The following is a 16,573-nucleotide window of genomic DNA, read 5'->3' on the forward strand; positions in this document are numbered from 1 at the left end:
GGTCAGTCCAGTGGGCTTCCGTCCGGCCCGACACGGTGGCGGACGTGGTCGCCGTCGTTGCTGGCCTGCCAGAACTCGATTTCGGCGGGCCGCAGGGCGTAGAGCTGCCAGTTCGGATTGTCACTGCCGTCGGCGCGGGGCCGCTCGTGCCAGTCGACGGCGGAGGCCTCTGTGGAGAGTTCAACCACCGTGCCCACCACCCGCACCTGGCGGCCCAGGCGGGCCCAGTAGAAGTTCATCGCTGCCCTCGGCAACTCGGCCAGTTCCCGGCCCTTGCGGGACGTACGGGACGTGGCGAAGTGCCAGCCGTCGTCGTCAATGTTCTTCAGGATCAGCATCCGGGAGGACGGTTGCGGACCGTCACCGGAAGCACCGCCCACCGTGGCAAGGCTGAAGGCGTGCGGCTGCTGCTCCCCCGCGTCCAGCGCCTCATCAAGCCACTGCTTGAAGAGCAGGGCGGGCTCCTGCGGCGCTTTCTCCGGGTCGAAAGCGGGCAGGCCGGAGGGGAAGTCGGGAAGGGTGCGAAGGAACTTGCGGAAGGTTTCGCTCATGGAGCCAGCCTAACCACAGACGCAAAGGGCCCCGCGGATATCCGCGGAGCCCCTGAACCCTGCTGGTTACTTTGCGTACTCCCTGACGCCGGCAAGCTCGCCTTCCAGCACAGCCAGCTGGCGTTCGACGGCGGCCGGTGCCGTGCCGCCCTGGGAGTTGCGGCTGTTCAGGGATCCCTCGGTGGACAGGACCGTGCGGACCTCGGGGGTGAGGTGCTCCGAGATCGCCGCATATTCCTCGTCCGTGAGGTCCCACAGCTCCACGCCGCGGGACTCGGCCTGCTTGACGGCGGCGCCGGACAGCTCGTGCGCCTCGCGGAACGGCACGCCCTGGCGGACCAGCCACTCGGCGATGTCCGTGGCCAGCGCGAAGCCCTGCGGGGCCAGCGACTCCATCCGTTCGGTGTTGAACGTCAGGGTGGCGATCATGCCGGACACGGCCGGGAGCAGCAGCTCCAGGGTGTCGGCGGCGTCGAACACCGGTTCCTTGTCCTCCTGCAGGTCGCGGTTGTACGCCAGCGGCAGGCCCTTGAGCGTGGCCAGCAGCCCGGTCAGGTTGCCGATCAGCCTTCCGGCCTTCCCGCGGGCGAGCTCCGCCACGTCCGGGTTCTTCTTCTGCGGCATGATCGAGGACCCTGTGGAGTACGAGTCGTGCAGCGTGACGAAGGAGAACTCCTTGGTGGCCCAGAAGATGACTTCCTCGGAGATCCGGGACAGGTCCACGCCGATCATGGAACAGACCCAGGCGAACTCGGCGAAGACGTCGCGGGACGCGGTGCCGTCGATCGAGTTGTGCACGGCGGAGTAGAACCCAAGGTCTGCAGCCACCGCTTCCGGGTCGAGGCCGAGCGAGGACCCGGCCAGCGCGCCGGAGCCGTAGGGTGAAACCCCTGCCCGCTTGTCCCAGTCCTGAAGGCGCTGCACGTCGCGCAGCAGCGCCCAGGCGTGGGCCAGCAGGTGGTGGCTGAGCAGGACCGGCTGGGCATGCTGCAGGTGGGTACGGCCCGGCATGGCCACGCCGTGGTGGGCCTTGGCCTGCTCCACCAGCGCGTCAACGGTGTCCAGGACCCCGCGGGCGATGATCCGGGCGTGGTCGCGCAGGAACATGCGGCCCAGCGTGGCCACCTGGTCGTTGCGGGACCGGCCGGCGCGGAGCTTTCCGCCCAGCTGGGCGCCGGCCCGCTCGATCAGCCCGCGCTCCAGCGAACCATGCACGTCCTCATCCGACTCGGCCGGCACGTAGGCACCCGACGCTACGTCCTCATCCAGCCGGGTGAGGGCGGCAAGCATGCCGTCCAGCTCCGCGTCGTCCAGCAGCCCGGCCTTGTGCAGCACGCGGGCGTGCGCCTTGGAACCGGCGATGTCGTAGCGCGCCAGCCGCCAGTCAAAGTGCGTGGACTTGCTCAGGGCCGCGAGGGCGTCGGCGGGGCCGCCGGCGAACCGGCCGCCCCAGAGGGCACCTGCGTTCGTAGCCTCGGTTTTTTGCTCAGCCACGCGGGCTACTTCCCTGCGACCCGGATGTCGCGGCCGGAGGCAACCTTGGCGGACATGCCCCACAGCTCAATGAAGCCGCGTGCCATGGACTGGTCGAAGGTGTCGCCGGTGTCGTAGGTGGCCAGCGAGAAGTCGTACAGCGAGGTGTCGGAGCGGCGGCCGTTGACGATGGCCTGGCCACCGTGCAGGGTCATGCGGATGTCACCGGAGACGTACTTCTGAGTGTCCTCGATGAAGGCGTCCAGCGAACGCTTGAGCGGGGAGAACCACTGTCCGTCGTACACCAGCTCGGCCCAGCGCTGGCCGACGGTGGCCTTGAAGCGGGCCTGCTCGCGCTCGATGGTGACGTCCTCGAGGTGCTTGTGGGCGGTGATCAGCGCCATGGCACCCGGGGCTTCGTAGATCTCGCGGGACTTGATGCCCACCAGGCGGTCCTCGACCACGTCGATGCGGCCCACGCCCTGGGCGCCGGCGCGGCGGTTGAGTTCCTTGATGGCCTGCAGCGGGGTGACCTTGACGCCGTCGATCGCCACGGGAACGCCTGCTTCGAAGGAGATGATGACTTCGTCCGGTGCCGGCGGGAACTCCGGCGTGGCGGTGTAGTCGTAGATGTCCTTGGTGGGGGCGTTCCAGATGTCCTCGAGGTAGCCGGTTTCCACGGCGCGGCCCCAGACGTTCTGGTCGATCGAGTACGGGTTCTTCTTGGTGGTCTCGATGGGCAGGCCCTTTTCCTCGGCGAAGGCGATGGCCTTGTCACGGGTGAGGGCGAGGTCGCGGACGGGTGCGATGCACTTCAGGTCCGGGCCGAGGGTCTGGATGCCCACTTCGAAGCGGACCTGGTCGTTGCCCTTGCCGGTGCAGCCGTGGGCCACGGTGGTCGCGCCGAATTCGCGGGCAGCCTTGACCAGGTGCTTGACGATGACGGGGCGGGAGATGGCGGACACCAGCGGGTAGTGCCCCTGGTACAGGGCGTTGGCCTTCAGCGTGGGCACGCAGTACTCGTTGGCGAACTCGTCCGATGCGTCGGCCACGTAGGCCTCGACGGCGCCGCAGCCCAGCGCGCGCTGGCGGATGGTCTCCAGCGATTCCCCGCCCTGTCCGACGTCGACCGCCACGGCGATGACCTCGGCGCCGGTGGCTTCACCGATCCAGCCGATGGCTACGGACGTGTCCAGGCCGCCTGAGTAGGCCAGCACGATGCGTTCAGTCACTTTGCATGCTCCTTGTTGGGGATTGTTGTGTTTGTCTTCAAGCTTATTGCCCGGCCTCTTCAGCCAGTTGCAGGAAGCGGGCGGCCAGGTCGGGTCCGCCCAGCGGATCGCGGGACACCAGCAGCACGGTGTCGTCGCCGGCGATGGTGCCCAGGATGGACGGCATCACCGAATGGTCGATCGCCAGGGCCAGGAAGTTCGCGGCGCCGGGCGGGGTGCGCAGCACCACGAGGTTGGCCGAGGCCTCCGCGGTCACCAGCAGTTCGCTGCACAGCCGTGCGAGCCGGGCATCCAGGATTTCCTGGGTGACACCGCTTTTGGCGGCACGTTCGCCGCCTTCGCCGGGCACCGCGTAGACCAGGACGCCCTCCTTGCCGCGCACGCGCACGGCGCCCAGTTCCACCAGGTCGCGGGACAGTGTGGCCTGGGTGACCTGTACACCGTCGTCCGCGAGCAGCGCCGCCAGCTCCGCCTGCGACCGGACGGACTGCCCGGTGAGGATCGCGGTGATGCGCGCCTGCCGGGCTGTCTTGGTGGCCGGGCTGGAGCCCGCCACCGACGGGTTGGTGGACACTAGAACGTGCTCTCCCCGGTGCCTTCAACCGGTGCGAGTCCCTCGACGAAGGCCAGGCCGGACTGGTGCATCAGCCATGCCATCAGCGCCTTCTGCGCGTGCAGCCGGTTTTCCGCTTCGTCCCACACGATGGACTGGGGGCCGTCGATGACATCGGCGGAAATTTCGTAGCCGCGGTAGGCGGGCAGGCAGTGGAGCACGACGGCGTCATCCGCAGCGAGTGCCATGGCATCCGAGTCGACGGAGTAGTCCCGGAACAGCTGCATCCGGGCTTCCTTTTCGGTTTCCTGGCCCATGGACACCCAGGTGTCGGTGGCGACGACGTCCGCACCCTGCAGCGCTTCCTTGGCGTCGGTGGTGATGAGCACGGAGCCGCCGGTTTCGGCCGCGCGCTCCCCGGCTGCCGCCACGATGTCCGCGGCCGGGAGGTAGCCTTCCGGTCCGGCAATACGGACGTGCATTCCGGCCGTGACGCCTGCCAGCAGGTACGAGTTGGCCATATTGTTGGCGGCATCACCGAGGTAGCTCATGGTCAGGCCCTTGAGCCCGCCCTTGTGCTCCTTCACGGTGAGCAGGTCGGCGAGGAGCTGGCACGGGTGGTAGTCGTCGCACAGGGCGTTGATGACCGGCACCTTCGAGTTCTCCGCCATGGCCACCAGGCCGGCGTGCGCACCGGTGCGCCACACGATGGTGGACACCATGCGCTCGAGGACCCTGGCGGTGTCCTCCACTGATTCCTTGTGGCCGATCTGTGCCTCGCCCGGGTTGATGACCAGGGCGTTGCCTCCCATGTCGGCGATTCCGGTGGCAAAGGAAACCCGGGTGCGGGTGGAGGTCTTGTCGAAGATCACGGCGACGGTCTTGCGGCCGCTGCCTTCGGCGGCGAACGGCTGGACACTGTAGGGGGCGGCCTTCATGCGGGCAGCGAGCTCCAGGACCTCGGCCTGCTCGGCGGGCGTAAGGTCGGTGTCCTTGAGGAAGTGCCGGGTGTTTGCGGAAGTCACTGGGCGTCCTTTGCTGCTTGGAGGATTGCCGGGAAGGCGGCAAGGAAGGTGTCGGCCTGTGCCGTGGTGAGGATCAGGGGCGGGGCAAGGCGGATGGTGCGCGGGCCCGGGCTGTTGACGATGAACCCGGCGTCCAGGGCGGCCTGCACCACTGCCGGGGCGACCTCCGCGTCCAGGTCGAAGCCGATCAGGAGGCCTTCCCCGCGGACTTCGGTGACTCCCGGGATCGCGGCCAGCGCCGAGCGCAGGTGCTCCCCCACGGCCTTGACGTTCGCCAGCACATTCTGGCTTTCCAGGGCGTGCAGCGTGGCGAGGGCGGCCGCCGTCGCCACCGGGTTGCCGCCAAAGGTGGTGCCGTGCTGGCCCGCGGACAACAACGACGACGCCTGCTCACCGAACGTGATCAGGGCACCGATGGGGAACCCACCACCGAGGCCCTTGGCCAGCGTAATGGCGTCGGGGACGATGCCTGCGTCCTCGCTCGCGAGCCACTTGCCGGTGCGGCCGATGCCGGTCTGGACCTCGTCCAGGATCAGCAGGGCGCCGGCCTTGCTGGTGGCCTCCCGCGCGGCCTTGAGGTAGCCCGGGGGCAGCGGCCTGACGCCGGCTTCGCCCTGGATGGGCTCCAGGAAGACGGCAGCCACCGTTTCATCCACGGCAGCCTCCAGCGCGGCGATGTCCCCGAACGGGATGTGCACCACTCCGCCGGGCAGCGGTTCGAAGGGGGTGCGGTAGGCTTCCTTGGCCGTGAGGGCCAGCGCCCCCATGGTGCGGCCGTGGAACGCGCCTTCAAGGGCAATGATTTTGGTCCGTTTGGCGGCGCTGCCACCCGTGTTGCGGCGGGCCAGCTTGAACGCGGCCTCGTTCGCCTCGGTGCCGGAGTTGCTGAAGAAGACCTTGGAGCCAGCGGGCGCCTTGGCAAGCTCAAGCAGCTTCTCGGCAAGGGCCACCTGCGTCGGGCTGGTGAAGAAGTTGGAGACATGGCCCAGGGTGGCCAGCTGGCTCGAGATGACCGACGTCACGAAGGGGTGGGCGTGGCCCAGGGCGTTGACGGCGATGCCGCCCAGCAGGTCCAGGTATTCCTTGCCGTCGGCGTCCCACACGAGGCACCCGGCGCCGCGCACCAGGACACGCTGCGGGGTGCCGAACACGCCCATCAGCGAAGAGGAGTAGCGGGAGAGCCACTCGGAGCCGGCGTGCCCTGTGGTTTCCACCAGCTCGGTCACCGGGGTATCGGCCGGCTCAACCACCGGGGTGTTCTTGTTCATCCGTTGATCTCCTCGTCCGGGACAACCTGGGTGCCGATGCCCGCCGTCGTGAATGTTTCAAGAAGCATCGAGTGGGGCAGGCGCCCGTCCACGATGTGCGCGCGTTCCACTCCCTCGTCGATGGCCTTCAGGCAGGCGGCCATCTTGGGGATCATGCCCGATTCGAGCCGGGGCAGCATATCCCGCAGCTCGGAGGCCGTAAGGGAGGAAATCAGGGACGACTTGTCCGGCCAGTTGGCGTAGAGGCCTTCGACGTCGGTCAGGATCACCAGTTTGGAGGCGCCCAGCGCGGAGGCGACGGCGGCCGCAGCGGTGTCGGCGTTGACGTTCAGGACCTGCCCGGTGGCCTGGAACTGTGCCGCATCGGCGGCATTGGCAGGATCAACGATCTCGGGCGCAACGGTGGAGATGACCGGTATGCGGCCGGCCTCGAGGATGTCCATGATGCCGGTGGGGTCGACGCCGACCACCTCGCCTACCAGCCCCAGGTCCACCTCTTCGCCGTCCACCACGGTCCCGGTCCGCACGGCGCGGAGCAGGCCGCCGTCTTCACCTGACATACCCACCGCGTAGGGGCCGTGGGAATTGATCAGGCCCACCAGTTCCCGGCCCACCTGCCCGGTAAGGACCATCCGGACCACGTCCATGGCTTCCGGCGTGGTGACGCGCAGGCCGCCCTTGAACTCGGATTCGATGCCGAGCCGGCCCAGCATCGAGTTGATCTGCGGGCCGCCGCCGTGGACCACCACGGGGTGGATGCCCACGTGGTGCAGGAACACGATGTCCTCGGCGAAGGCACGGCGGAGATCGTCGTTGACCATCGCGTTGCCGCCGTACTTGATCACCATGATGCTGCCGGCGAACCGCTGGATCCAGGGCAGGGCCTCGATCAGGGTTGCCGCCTTGTCCTGGGCGTCGGACATGCTGGTGGTTTCACGCGTCTGGGTGTTCATGCTGTCACTTTCCGCAGCGGGCGCGTGGCCCGCCGCCCGGCCTAGCTGGAGTAGGCGCTGTTTTCGTGGACGTAGTCGTGGGTGAGGTCGTTCGTCCAGATCGTGGCTTCGGCGTTGCCGGCCTGCAGGTCGATCTCCACGTGGACCTCGCGCGGCTCCAGGTCCACCAGGCCGCGGTCGTCGCCGATGCTGCCGTTGCGGCAGATCTGGACCCCGTTCATGGCAACGTTGAGCTTGTCCGGCTCGAAGGCGGCGTCGGTAGTGCCCACGGCCGACAGGACGCGGCCCCAGTTGGGGTCCTTGCCGAAGATGGCGGCCTTGAACAGATTGGACCGGGCTACGGCGCGGCTGACTGTTTCGGCATCCGCTTCGCTGGCCGCGTTGAACGTGCGGATGGCGATGTCATGGCTGGCGCCCTCGGCGTCCGCGATCAGTTTCCGTGCCAGCTCGGCACAGACCTGGGTCAGCCCGGTACCGAAGGCCTCGGCGGAGGGCACGGCGCCGGAGGCGCCGGAGGCCAGCAGGACCACGGTGTCGTTGGTGGACATGCAGCCGTCGGAATCGGCGCGGTCGAAGGTGACGCGCGTGGCGTCGCGCAGGACGACGTCGAGCATTTCGGACTCGACTGCGGCGTCGGTGGTGAGGACCACCAGCATCGTGGCCAGGCCGGGGGCCAGCATGCCGGCGCCTTTGGCGATGCCGCCGATGCTGAACTCGTTGCCGTCGGCGTCAGAGCCGATAAAGAGCGCAGACTTGGGCACGCTGTCCGTGGTCATGATGGCGGTGCCGGCATCCGGTCCGCCGTCGGTGCTCAGCGCCGCCGCCGCCGCCTCGACGCCGGGGAGGATCTTGTCCATCGGCAGTTGCTCGCCGATCAGGCCCGTGGAGCAGACAAAGACGTCGGTGGCAGAAATGCCCAGGACCTCGGCCACTTTTTCCGCTGTGCTGTGGGTGTTCTGGAAGCCGGTGGGTCCGGTGCAGGCGTTGGCTCCGCCGGAATTGAGGATGACGGCGTCCACGCGGCCGTCGGAGACCACCTGGCGGGACCAGTGCACGGGGGCTGCTGCCACGCGGTTGCTGGTGAAGACGGCGGCGGCGGCCTTGGCAGGCCCGTCGTTGACGACCAGGGCGAGATCCGGGTTGCCCGAGGCCTTGAGTCCGGCGGTGATGCCGGCTGCCCGGAATCCCTGGGGTGTGGTGATGGTCACGGGGCAACTCCCTGCAGGTTGAGGCCGGCGGTTTCGGGCAGGCCGAGTGCGATGTTCATGGACTGCACGGCGCCGCCGGCAGTGCCCTTGGTGAGGTTGTCGATGACGCAGGTGACGATCAACCGTCCCGTGTGGGCGTCGTGCGCCAACTGCATGGCCGCATGGTTCGAGCCCACAACCGACTTGGTCGTCGGCCACTGTCCCTCCGGCAGCAGGTGCACGAACGGCTCGTCCTCGTAGGCCTCGGCCCAGGCCAACCGCAGCTGCGCGGTGGTGGTGCCGGCCTTGACCTTCGCAGTGGCGGTGGTGAGGATGCCCCGGCTCATCGGAGCAAGCGTGGGCGTGAAGGAAACGGTGACCTTCTCCCCCGCCGCGTTGGAAAGACCCTGCTCAATCTCCGGCGTGTGCCGGTGGCCCCCACCCACGCCATAGGGGCTCATGGAGCCCATGACCTCGGAGCCGATCAGGTTAACCTTGGCGGCCTTGCCCGCACCCGAGGTGCCGGACGCGGAAACAACGACGACGTCGTCGGGTTCCAGCAGGTGGGCAGCGAACCCCGGGGCCAGGGCGAGGAGGGCGGACGTCGGGTAGCAGCCGGGAACGGCGATGCGCTTGGCGCCCTTGAGGGCCTCACGCTGGCCCGGCAACTCCGGAAGCCCATAGGGCCATGTGCCGGCGTGGGCGGAGCCGTAGAACTTTTCCCAGGCAGCGGGGTCCTCAAGGCGGTGGTCGGCGCCGGCGTCGATCACTACTGTCCCTTCCGGCAGCTGGGCGGCGATGTCGGCGGAGGCACCGTGCGGCAGGGCGAGGAAGACGACATCGTGGCCCGACAGGTTCGCCACGGTTGTGTCTTCAAGGATGCGGCTGGCGAGTCCATGCAGGTGCGGCTGCAGCTCACCGAGGCGGGAACCTGCGTTGCTGTGGGCCGTGATGGCGCCGATGGTCACACCCGGATGGCCGGCCAGGAGGCGGAGGACCTCTCCCCCGGCGTAGCCGCTGGCACCGGAGACCGCAACAGAAATAGTCATGCACCCGACTATACAGCAATAGTTATGCATTAGCACCGATATTTATGCAGGCAAGGTGCTGCCGTCCGGAGCGTGGCCGGAACTTGTCCTGCCGCCGTAGGAAGTCCCTAGGATGGGTTCCGGCAGCCGGGCCGCAAAGGCGCCCGGGGAAGGAGAGCAATGACGCACGCAATCGTCGCACGGCAGGCAGGTGGACCGGAAGTCCTGGAGTACACCGAGGTTGAGCAGCCGGTTCCGGGCCCGGGCCAGCTGCTGTTCAGGGTCGGGGCGGCCGGGGTGAACTTCATCGATACGTACAAGCGCAGCGGCACCTATAAAGTGCCCTATCCATTCATCCCCGGGTCGGAGGCCGCTGGCACGGTGGAGGCCGTGGGTGAGGGCGTGACAGGCTTTTCCGTAGGCGACCGCCTGGCTACGGCGGAGGGTGTCAACTGCTACGCCGACTATGCGCTGGTGGACGAGGAGGCCGCGCTCCCCGTGCCGAAGGGCCTGGACGTCTTCACCGCCGCGGCCCTTCCCCTGCAGGGCATCACTGCGCACTACCTGATCAACTCAACCTTCAAGGTGGAGCCGGGGCACACCGTGCTGCTGCACGCCGGGGCGGGCGGAGTCGGGCTGCTGCTCATCCAGCTCCTCAAGGCCAAGGGTGCCCGGGTGGTCACCACGGTGTCCAACGATGAGAAGGAAGCCCTCGCCCTCGGAGCCGGCGCGGACCACGTGCTGCGCTACGAGGGTTTTCCGCATCACGTGCGCGAACTCACCAGCGGCAAGGGCGTGGACGTGGTGTACGACGGCGTAGGCCGCAACACCTTCGACGGTTCCCTCAGCGCCCTCGGCGTCCGGGGAATGCTGGTCCTTTTCGGAGCCGCCTCAGGCCCGGTACCGCCCTTCGACCCTCAGCGGCTCAATGCCGCGGGTTCGGTGTTCCTCACCCGCCCCACCATGGGCCACTACCTGCGGAACGCGGTTGAGCGGCGCTGGCGCTCGGACGAGGTCTTTGCTGCCGCCGCCAATGGCAGCCTCAACGTCCGGATCGGTGCCCGCTACCCCTTGAGCCAGGCAGCGCAGGCGCACCGCGACCTCGAAGGCCGCAAGACCACCGGCAAGGTCATCCTGGTCCCCTGACGGGCTTAGCCTGAAGCGGCTTGAAAGACCGAAGTCCCCGCAACCATGACGGTTGCGGGGACTCCTTGTTGTGCCGGGGGACGCGTTGCTTAGCGCTGGACGGCGCCGAACCGTTCCGCGGCCAGGGCAACGGCGCTTTCGCGCGCTGCCGAAGCTTCGTCCGCCGTCAGGGTGCGGTCCGCGGCCCGGAAGCGAAGCCCGAAGGCCAGCGACTTCTTGCCCTCCTCGATACCCTTGCCCGCATAGACGTCGAACAGCGCGACGTCCTCGAGCAGTTCGCCGGCGCCTTCGCGCAGCGCGGCGCGCACGTCGTCGGCCGGGACCTCGGCCGGGACCACCAGGGCCACGTCCTGGGTGGCCACGGGGAACGTGGAAATATGGCGGGCCACGATCACGTCCGGCGCAGCCTCGAACAGGGCGTCAGCGTCGATTTCAAGGGCGACGGTGCGGGCCGGCATGTCCGAAGCGGCGAGCAGCTTGGGGTGCAGTTCCCCTGCGTAGCCCACCACTTCCCCGGTGCGCAGCGCCAGCTGCGCCGTCCGGCCGGGGTGGAACGCCTGGTGGCTGCCCTGGCTGGCAACGAGGTCGACGCCGAGGATGTCGCCGGTGAGCCGGGCGACATCGAGCGCGTCAGCCCAGTCCCAGGCACGGGGCGTGTGGCCAGCGGCGGCCGGGGAATCGTGGCCGGTGAGGATGGCGGCGACGTGGAACGGCTGGGCGGGGACGCCGTCGAACAGTGCGTCCAGCACCTCGTCGGCGGGCTTGGCACCCAGCGGCGGGATGGATGGAGTGCCCATGTTTTCGCCGGGCAGGAACACCAGGCCCGATTCGAACAGCGCCAGGTCGCGGAAGCCACGGGAGTGGTTCCGCTTGGCCACCTCGATCAGCCCCGGCAGGATGGAGGTGCGCAGGTAGCCGTGCTCCTCGCTGATCGGGTTGGCGAGCTTGACCGCGCTGCGCTCTGCACCCTGTTCAGCCACGCCAAAGGTGTCGTTGGCTGCTTTGGACACGAACGGGTAGGACAGCACCTCGGTGAGTCCGGCATCGGCCAGGGCCTGGATCAGGCGCCGGCGCTGCTGCTGGATGCGGGTGAGGCCGCGGCCCGGAGGCGCCACCGGCAGCGTGGCCGGAATCTTGTCGTAGCCCACCAGCCGGGCGATTTCCTCGGTGAGGTCTTCCTTGGTTTCCAGGTCGTTGCGCCAGCTCGGCGGCGTAACGGTCCAGCCGCCGTCGTGCTTCACCACAACGGCACCCAGGTCCTCAAGCGAGGTGACAATCTGCTCTTCGGTGAAGTCGATTCCGATGCGGGCGGCGGCGAAGCCGGCGGGCAGTTCTATGGTGATGGTTTCCGGAGCGGTGCCCACATCGGTCCCCGCGTCATCCGCCGTGCCACCGGCCAGCTCCACCAGGAGGTCCACCACGCGCTGCGCGGCAACGCCCGCCACCTGCCAGTCCACGCCGCGCTCGAAGCGCTTGGACGCTTCGGAGGGCAGCTTGTGCCGGCGGCGGGAACGGCCGATGGAGACCTCGTCGAAGTGCGCCGCTTCCACCAGGATGTTCGACGTCGAATCGCCCACCTCGGTTGCGGCGCCGCCCATCACGCCTGCGATGCCGATGGCGCCGGAGTCGTCGGTGATGAGCAGGTCCTCGGCGTCAAGGGTGCGTTCCTTGCCGTCCAGCGTGGTGATCTTTTCCCCTGCCGCGGCGCGGCGCACCACGATGTCGCCGGAGAGCGTGTCCAGGTCGTAGCAGTGCGTGGGCTGGCCCAGTTCGAGCATGACGTAGTTGGAGATGTCCACCGGAAGGGAGATGGAACGGATGCCTGCCAGCCGGAGCCGGGAGACCATCCATGGCGGCGTCGGCTTCGTGGCGTCCACGCCGCGGACGGTGCGGGCAACGAAGCGGTCGCAGCCGGGCTTGCCGTAGATGGGCGCGTCGTCGTTGAGCTTGACCCCGTAGCCGCCGGAAAGCTCCGCCGGGGCCTGGACCTTGCTGGCCGGGTCCGTGAAGGCGGTACCCGTGGCGTGCGCGTATTCACGGGCCACCCCGCGGATGGAGAAGGCGTAGCCGCGGTCCGGGGTGACGTTGATTTCGGCGGCTTCATCGTAGAGGCCCAGCAGTTCCATGGCGTCGGTGCCCACTTCGGGGTCCAGGCCGATGCGGGACAGCACCAGGATGCCGTCGTGGTCCTCGCCGATGCCCAGTTCGCGGACGGAGGCGATCATACCGGCCGAAAGGTGACCGTAGGTCTTGCGGGCGGAGATGTGGAAGTCGCCGGGAAGGACGGCGCCGGGCAGGGTGACCACTACCTTGTCGCCCTCCACGAAGTTGTGGGCGCCGCAGATGATGCCCTGGACGCCCGAGGGGTCGATGCCCTTGCCGGTGAGCTTCTGCTCCTGGCCTTCGGGGACAACACGCACCTGGCACCAGTTGATGGTTTTGCCGTTGGCCTGCGGTTCCTTGACCAGGCTGAGGACCTGGCCCACCACGATCGGGCCCCGCAGGGTGTCCGTAGGGCGGTGGACCGCTTCCTCTTCGAAACCGACCTTGACCAGCTCGGCCATGACATCTTCGGCCGTTGCTTCGGCCGGTACTGCCGCGAATTCACGCAGCCAGGAAAGTGGGATACGCACTGTTAGATCTCCATCCCGAAGTGCTCGCTGAACCGTACATCGCCTTCGATCATGTCGCGCATGTCCCCCACCTCGTTGCGGAACATGAGGGTGCGCTCGATGCCCATGCCGAAGGCAAAGCCTGAATAGACGTCGGGGTCGATGCCCGCGGCCCGCAGGACGTTGGGATTGACCATGCCGCAGCCGCCCCATTCAATCCAGGCCGGGCCGCCCTTGGCGCCGGGGTGGAAGATGTCCAGTTCGGCGGAAGGCTCCGTGAACGGGAAGTAGTTGGGGCGGAGCCGGATCTGGGCTTCCTCGCCGAACATCTGGCGGGCGAAGTGTTCCAGGGTGCCGCGGAGGTCCGCCATGGACAGATTCCTGTCGATGGCGAGGCCTTCGAACTGGTGGAACACCGGCGTGTGCGTGGCGTCCAGTTCATCGGTGCGGAAGACCTTGCCGGGGCACAGCACATAGATCGGAACTTCGCGCTCCAGCATGGAGCGGACCTGCACCGGGGAGGTATGCGTGCGCATGAGCAGGTGGGCTTCGGGGGGCTCCACGAAGAAGGTGTCCTGCATTTCGCGGGCCGGGTGGTCCGGTTTGAAGTTCAGCGCGTCGAAGTTGAACCACTCGGATTCGACCTCAGGGCCTTCGGCGATCTCCCAGCCCATGCCCACGAAGATGTCCGCCACGCGGTCCTGCAGGGTGGACAACGGGTGCCGGGCGCCCGCCCGGCGGCGTCGGGGTGCCGCGGTGACGTCCACGGTTTCCTCAAGGAGGATCCGCGCGTCGTTTTCCGCCTCCAGGATGGCATTCCGTTCGGCGAGCGCCTTGTTGACCCGGCCGCGGGAGGCGCCCATCAGCTTACCTGCGAGCGCTTTCTGGTCCTTGGGCAACCGGCCGATCTCGCGGTTGGCAAGGCTGAGCGGCGACTTTTCACCGGTGTGCGCCAGCCTCACCGCCTTCAGCTCGTCAAGGGTGGCCGCACCGTCGATGGCGGTGATGGCCTGGTCTACAGCGGCGTTGATGGCTGCCTCATCCGTGGGGTTCGGGATGGCGGCGCCCGGCAAAGTTTCAGTCATCTACTGTTCTTAGCTACGAGTCGTGGCTGCCGGCGGGCGGGGCAGCCGTGCGCGGTTTCCCGCCCGGCGCGTCCGTCGCTGGCAGGTCATGGATGAATGCCCTGAACGTCAGTGCATTCAATGACCAGGTCAGGGCTCGCCGGCAGGACCGGCGGCCACTGCCCTCCAGTCTAGTTGAAGCCTCCGGCTACCATGGCCTCATGACTTTGCGGCAGCGCCCGGACTCCCAGGCGTCCCCGACGGCGGCCCGGCGGCTCAGGCAGGCAGCGAACCTGCTGAACGGAAGCACCCTGGCCGGACTCGCCGTCGCCCTCGCCGCTGGGGCGCGCATCACCCGCGGCCCGCACGGGCTGGTGATCGCCTCCGGTTACCGCTGGCGCCTGCCCTACGCCCATGCCTACACCCTGGGCAATGTGGTGCTCTGCCGCGGGGCCGCCGACGACCTCTTGTCCCGTCCCGCGCTCCTGGGCCACGAGGAGAAGCACTGCAGCCAGTACGCATGGTGCCTGGGCCTGCCCTTCATCCCGCTGTACCTGCTCGCCGCCGGGTGGTCTGTCCTCCGCGCCGGAAATCCCGGGACGGCAAATGTCTTCGAACGCCGGGCAGGCCTGGCGGCGGGTGGCTACCCGGTCCATGCAGGAAGAAAGTCCTGATGGAGAGCGTCCCCGGGAACCAGGGCACAGTCACCGTCACCGGGACGGGATGGGCCGAGGCGCCGCCCGATGTGATGTTGGCGGCGATGGGCGTCGAATGCCGCGCCGGGTCGGCGGAGGAAGCTTACTCTGCCGCTGGAACCAGCATGCAGGCCCTCACCTCCGCCCTCCGCAGCCGGGGCGTGGTCGGGGCTGATATCCGCACCGCCAACCTCACCGTCCGCGCCGACCTCGCCTGGCGCGACGGCGAGGGCCAGCAGGTGGTGGGTTACGTCGCCGCGAGCACCCTCTCGGTCAGGCTGCGCAACATCGCCCAGGCGCCCGGCCTCATCTCCGAAGCCGTGGGCGCTGCCGGTGATGCGGCCCGGTTGAACAGCCTGCAGCTGGTGGTTTCCGACGACTCATCCGTACGGGCGCGGGCCCGGGAGTCCGCCTGGCAGGACGCGCTCCGCATGGCCGAACAGTTTGCCGCCCTGGCCTCGGCCACCCTGGGCCGGGTGCTGTCGGTGGCGGAGCAGCGGCCCGCGCCGGGACCGGTTCCCCTCGGCGGGATGCAGCGGGCAGCAGCAGTGGAAAGCCTGCCTGTGGAGCCTGGCGAAAACCGGGTGGACGCTGCAGTCACGGTCGTTTGGGAACTGCGGTACTAGCGGGCCCGAGGCGCGCGCCGGCCTTGACTTCCATTCGAACATGTTTTCGAATGGAACCCATGAGATGGGAAGCACAAGCCCTGGTCCAGGATCCCGGCACGGCGGAGGGTCCTGCTGCGGCGCTGCTTCCGCTGTCAGGGCTGCTCCGCTCCGTCACCACCCCGGAGTTTGCCGGCATCACCTTCCATGAGGTCACCGCCAAGTCAGTGCTCAACAAGGTGCCCGCAGGATCACGGATGCCGTTCGAGTGGACCGTCAATCCCTACCGCGGCTGCAGCCACGCCTGTGTCTACTGCTTCGCCCGCAAGACGCACACCTACCTCGATTTCGACGCCGGACTGGACTTTGACAGCCAGGTGGTGGTCAAGGTCAACGCCGGGGAGGTGCTCCGGAAGGAACTGGCCAAGCCGTCCTGGACGCGGCAGCAGGTGGCGCTTGGCACCAACACCGACCCCTACCAGCGGGCCGAGGGAAGGTACCGGCTGATGCCGGGAATCATCTCCGCCCTGGCCGACTCCGGAACTCCCCTGTCCATCCTGACCAAGGGAACCCTGCTCGCGCGGGACATCCCGCTGCTCAAGAGTGCTGCCACCCAGGTTCCCGTGGGCCTGGGAATCTCCCTGGCAATGACGGACGAAGCCCTCTCCGAAGCCATCGAGCCCGGCACCCCGGGGCCGCGCGCGCGGCTCAAGCTCGTCTCGCGGCTGCGTGAGGCGGGCCTTCCCTGCGGCGTCATGGCGATGCCCATCCTGCCGTGGCTTTCCGACAGCGACGAAGCCCTGGATGCCCTCTTCGGCTCGCTGGCGGCAGCCGGTGCAACCGGGGTCAGCGCAGGCGCCCTCTACCTGAAGCCCGGTACGCGTGAGTGGTTCATGAAGTGGATCGCAGCACACCACCCGGAACTCGCGGGCCGCTACCGGCGCCTCTACGGGACCGGCTCCTACGCCTCCAAGGAGTACCGCACGTGGCTGGCCGGCAAGGTCCGCTACTTCAAGGCGCGCCATGGTTTTGCCCATTCTGCCGGGTTCAGCCACCGGAACCTGGACGATCCCCGGGCCGAGGAGGCGGAGTACCCTGCCGGCGTCATTCCCGCAGGAAGTGGCGCCGGCGCAGCTTTCCCGGCGTCCGTGCCGCCGGTGCAGGACTCCCTGTTCTAGCTG

General features: G+C 68.3%; 15 protein-coding genes. 4 read left to right on the forward strand and 11 right to left on the reverse strand.

Going from position 1 to position 16,573, the window contains the following annotated elements; genetic code table 11:
• Positions 1–2: 2 nt before the first annotated feature.
• The 9 genes from AC2JAJ_RS00050 to argC all read right to left on the reverse strand — a co-directional run bounded on the left by AC2JAJ_RS00050 (position 3) and on the right by argC (position 9,291).
• Positions 3–551: a pyridoxine/pyridoxamine 5'-phosphate oxidase gene (locus AC2JAJ_RS00050; RefSeq protein ID WP_486414705.1), complete on the reverse strand. Its 549-nt coding sequence runs from the start codon at positions 549–551 to the stop codon at positions 3–5.
• A 66-nt stretch (positions 552–617) separates the two neighbouring features.
• Positions 618–2,045, reverse strand: coding sequence for an argininosuccinate lyase (gene argH, locus AC2JAJ_RS00055; protein WP_486414704.1), 1,428 nt, complete (start codon positions 2,043–2,045; stop codon positions 618–620).
• Between the two features lie 5 nt (positions 2,046–2,050).
• Positions 2,051–3,256: an argininosuccinate synthase gene (locus tag AC2JAJ_RS00060; RefSeq protein WP_221384083.1), complete on the reverse strand. Its 1,206-nt coding sequence runs from the start codon at positions 3,254–3,256 to the stop codon at positions 2,051–2,053.
• A 43-nt stretch (positions 3,257–3,299) separates the two neighbouring features.
• Positions 3,300–3,830 (reverse strand): arginine repressor, encoded by a 531-nt coding sequence (locus AC2JAJ_RS00065; RefSeq protein WP_221384084.1) that lies wholly within the window; start codon positions 3,828–3,830, stop codon positions 3,300–3,302.
• On the reverse strand, positions 3,830–4,834 hold the full coding sequence (gene argF, locus AC2JAJ_RS00070) for an ornithine carbamoyltransferase (protein WP_486414703.1): 1,005 nt from the start codon (positions 4,832–4,834) through the stop codon (positions 3,830–3,832). The genes AC2JAJ_RS00065 and argF overlap by 1 nt, the downstream gene beginning before the upstream one ends.
• Positions 4,831–6,102 carry an acetylornithine transaminase gene (locus tag AC2JAJ_RS00075; RefSeq protein ID WP_501053281.1) on the reverse strand — a complete coding sequence of 424 codons (1,272 nt, stop codon included), beginning with the start codon at positions 6,100–6,102 and terminating at the stop codon, positions 4,831–4,833. The genes argF and AC2JAJ_RS00075 overlap by 4 nt, the downstream gene beginning before the upstream one ends.
• On the reverse strand, positions 6,099–7,055 hold the full coding sequence (gene argB, locus AC2JAJ_RS00080) for an acetylglutamate kinase (RefSeq protein WP_221384087.1): 957 nt from the start codon (positions 7,053–7,055) through the stop codon (positions 6,099–6,101). The genes AC2JAJ_RS00075 and argB overlap by 4 nt, the downstream gene beginning before the upstream one ends.
• A 41-nt stretch (positions 7,056–7,096) precedes the next feature.
• Positions 7,097–8,263 (reverse strand): bifunctional glutamate N-acetyltransferase/amino-acid acetyltransferase ArgJ, encoded by a 1,167-nt coding sequence (argJ, locus tag AC2JAJ_RS00085; RefSeq protein WP_221384088.1) that lies wholly within the window; start codon positions 8,261–8,263, stop codon positions 7,097–7,099.
• Positions 8,260–9,291: an N-acetyl-gamma-glutamyl-phosphate reductase gene (gene argC, locus AC2JAJ_RS00090; RefSeq protein ID WP_486414701.1), complete on the reverse strand. Its 1,032-nt coding sequence runs from the start codon at positions 9,289–9,291 to the stop codon at positions 8,260–8,262. Before argC ends, argJ begins: the two co-directional genes overlap by 4 nt.
• A 159-nt stretch (positions 9,292–9,450) precedes the next feature.
• Here argC and AC2JAJ_RS00095 point away from each other — a divergent pair, with 159 nt between their 5' ends.
• Positions 9,451–10,416, forward strand: coding sequence for a quinone oxidoreductase family protein (locus tag AC2JAJ_RS00095; RefSeq protein WP_486414700.1), 966 nt, complete (start codon positions 9,451–9,453; stop codon positions 10,414–10,416).
• Positions 10,417–10,505: 89 nt separating this feature from the next.
• Here AC2JAJ_RS00095 and pheT read toward each other — a convergent pair whose 3' ends face one another.
• Together pheT and pheS are read right to left on the reverse strand one after the other, a co-directional pair.
• The gene (gene pheT, locus AC2JAJ_RS00100) at positions 10,506–13,049 is read right to left on the reverse strand and encodes a phenylalanine--tRNA ligase subunit beta (protein ID WP_486414699.1); all 2,544 of its coding nucleotides are present in this window, start codon (positions 13,047–13,049) and stop codon (positions 10,506–10,508) included.
• Positions 13,050–13,051: 2 nt separating this feature from the next.
• Positions 13,052–14,113 (reverse strand): phenylalanine--tRNA ligase subunit alpha, encoded by a 1,062-nt coding sequence (gene pheS, locus AC2JAJ_RS00105; RefSeq protein ID WP_486414698.1) that lies wholly within the window; start codon positions 14,111–14,113, stop codon positions 13,052–13,054.
• Positions 14,114–14,313: 200 nt separating this feature from the next.
• Between pheS and AC2JAJ_RS00110 the strand changes: the two genes are divergently transcribed.
• The 3 genes from AC2JAJ_RS00110 to AC2JAJ_RS00120 are packed head-to-tail and all read left to right on the forward strand — an operon-like array spanning position 14,314 to position 16,570.
• Positions 14,314–14,766, forward strand: a complete 453-nt coding sequence (locus AC2JAJ_RS00110; RefSeq protein WP_486414697.1) for a hypothetical protein — start codon at positions 14,314–14,316, stop codon at positions 14,764–14,766.
• Positions 14,766–15,413, forward strand: a complete 648-nt coding sequence (locus AC2JAJ_RS00115; RefSeq protein WP_486414696.1) for an SIMPL domain-containing protein — start codon at positions 14,766–14,768, stop codon at positions 15,411–15,413. The genes AC2JAJ_RS00110 and AC2JAJ_RS00115 overlap by 1 nt, the downstream gene beginning before the upstream one ends.
• Positions 15,414–15,472: 59 nt before the next feature.
• Positions 15,473–16,570: an Rv2578c family radical SAM protein gene (locus AC2JAJ_RS00120; protein ID WP_501053282.1), complete on the forward strand. Its 1,098-nt coding sequence runs from the start codon at positions 15,473–15,475 to the stop codon at positions 16,568–16,570.
• The last annotated feature ends 3 nt before the right edge of the window (positions 16,571–16,573 follow it).

Source organism: Arthrobacter sp. MOO21 (assembly GCF_057369995.2).

What these genes read in the sequence shown, in the direction of transcription:
- AC2JAJ_RS00120 (WP_501053282.1), top strand. Translation starts at nt 15,473, where the DNA reads ATGAGATGGGAAGCACAAGCCCTGGTCCAGGATCCCGGCACGGCGGAG.
- AC2JAJ_RS00095 (WP_486414700.1), top strand. Translation starts at nt 9,451, where the DNA reads ATGACGCACGCAATCGTCGCACGGCAGGCAGGTGGACCGGAAGTCCTG.
- argB (WP_221384087.1), bottom strand. Translation starts at nt 7,055, where the DNA reads ATGAACACCCAGACGCGTGAAACCACCAGCATGTCCGACGCCCAGGAC.
- pheS (WP_486414698.1), bottom strand. Translation starts at nt 14,113, where the DNA reads ATGACTGAAACTTTGCCGGGCGCCGCCATCCCGAACCCCACGGATGAG.
- AC2JAJ_RS00050 (WP_486414705.1), bottom strand. Translation starts at nt 551, where the DNA reads ATGAGCGAAACCTTCCGCAAGTTCCTTCGCACCCTTCCCGACTTCCCC.
- argC (WP_486414701.1), bottom strand. Translation starts at nt 9,291, where the DNA reads ATGACTATTTCTGTTGCGGTCTCCGGTGCCAGCGGCTACGCCGGGGGA.
- AC2JAJ_RS00115 (WP_486414696.1), top strand. Translation starts at nt 14,766, where the DNA reads ATGGAGAGCGTCCCCGGGAACCAGGGCACAGTCACCGTCACCGGGACG.
- AC2JAJ_RS00110 (WP_486414697.1), top strand. Translation starts at nt 14,314, where the DNA reads ATGACTTTGCGGCAGCGCCCGGACTCCCAGGCGTCCCCGACGGCGGCC.
- AC2JAJ_RS00075 (WP_501053281.1), bottom strand. Translation starts at nt 6,102, where the DNA reads ATGAACAAGAACACCCCGGTGGTTGAGCCGGCCGATACCCCGGTGACC.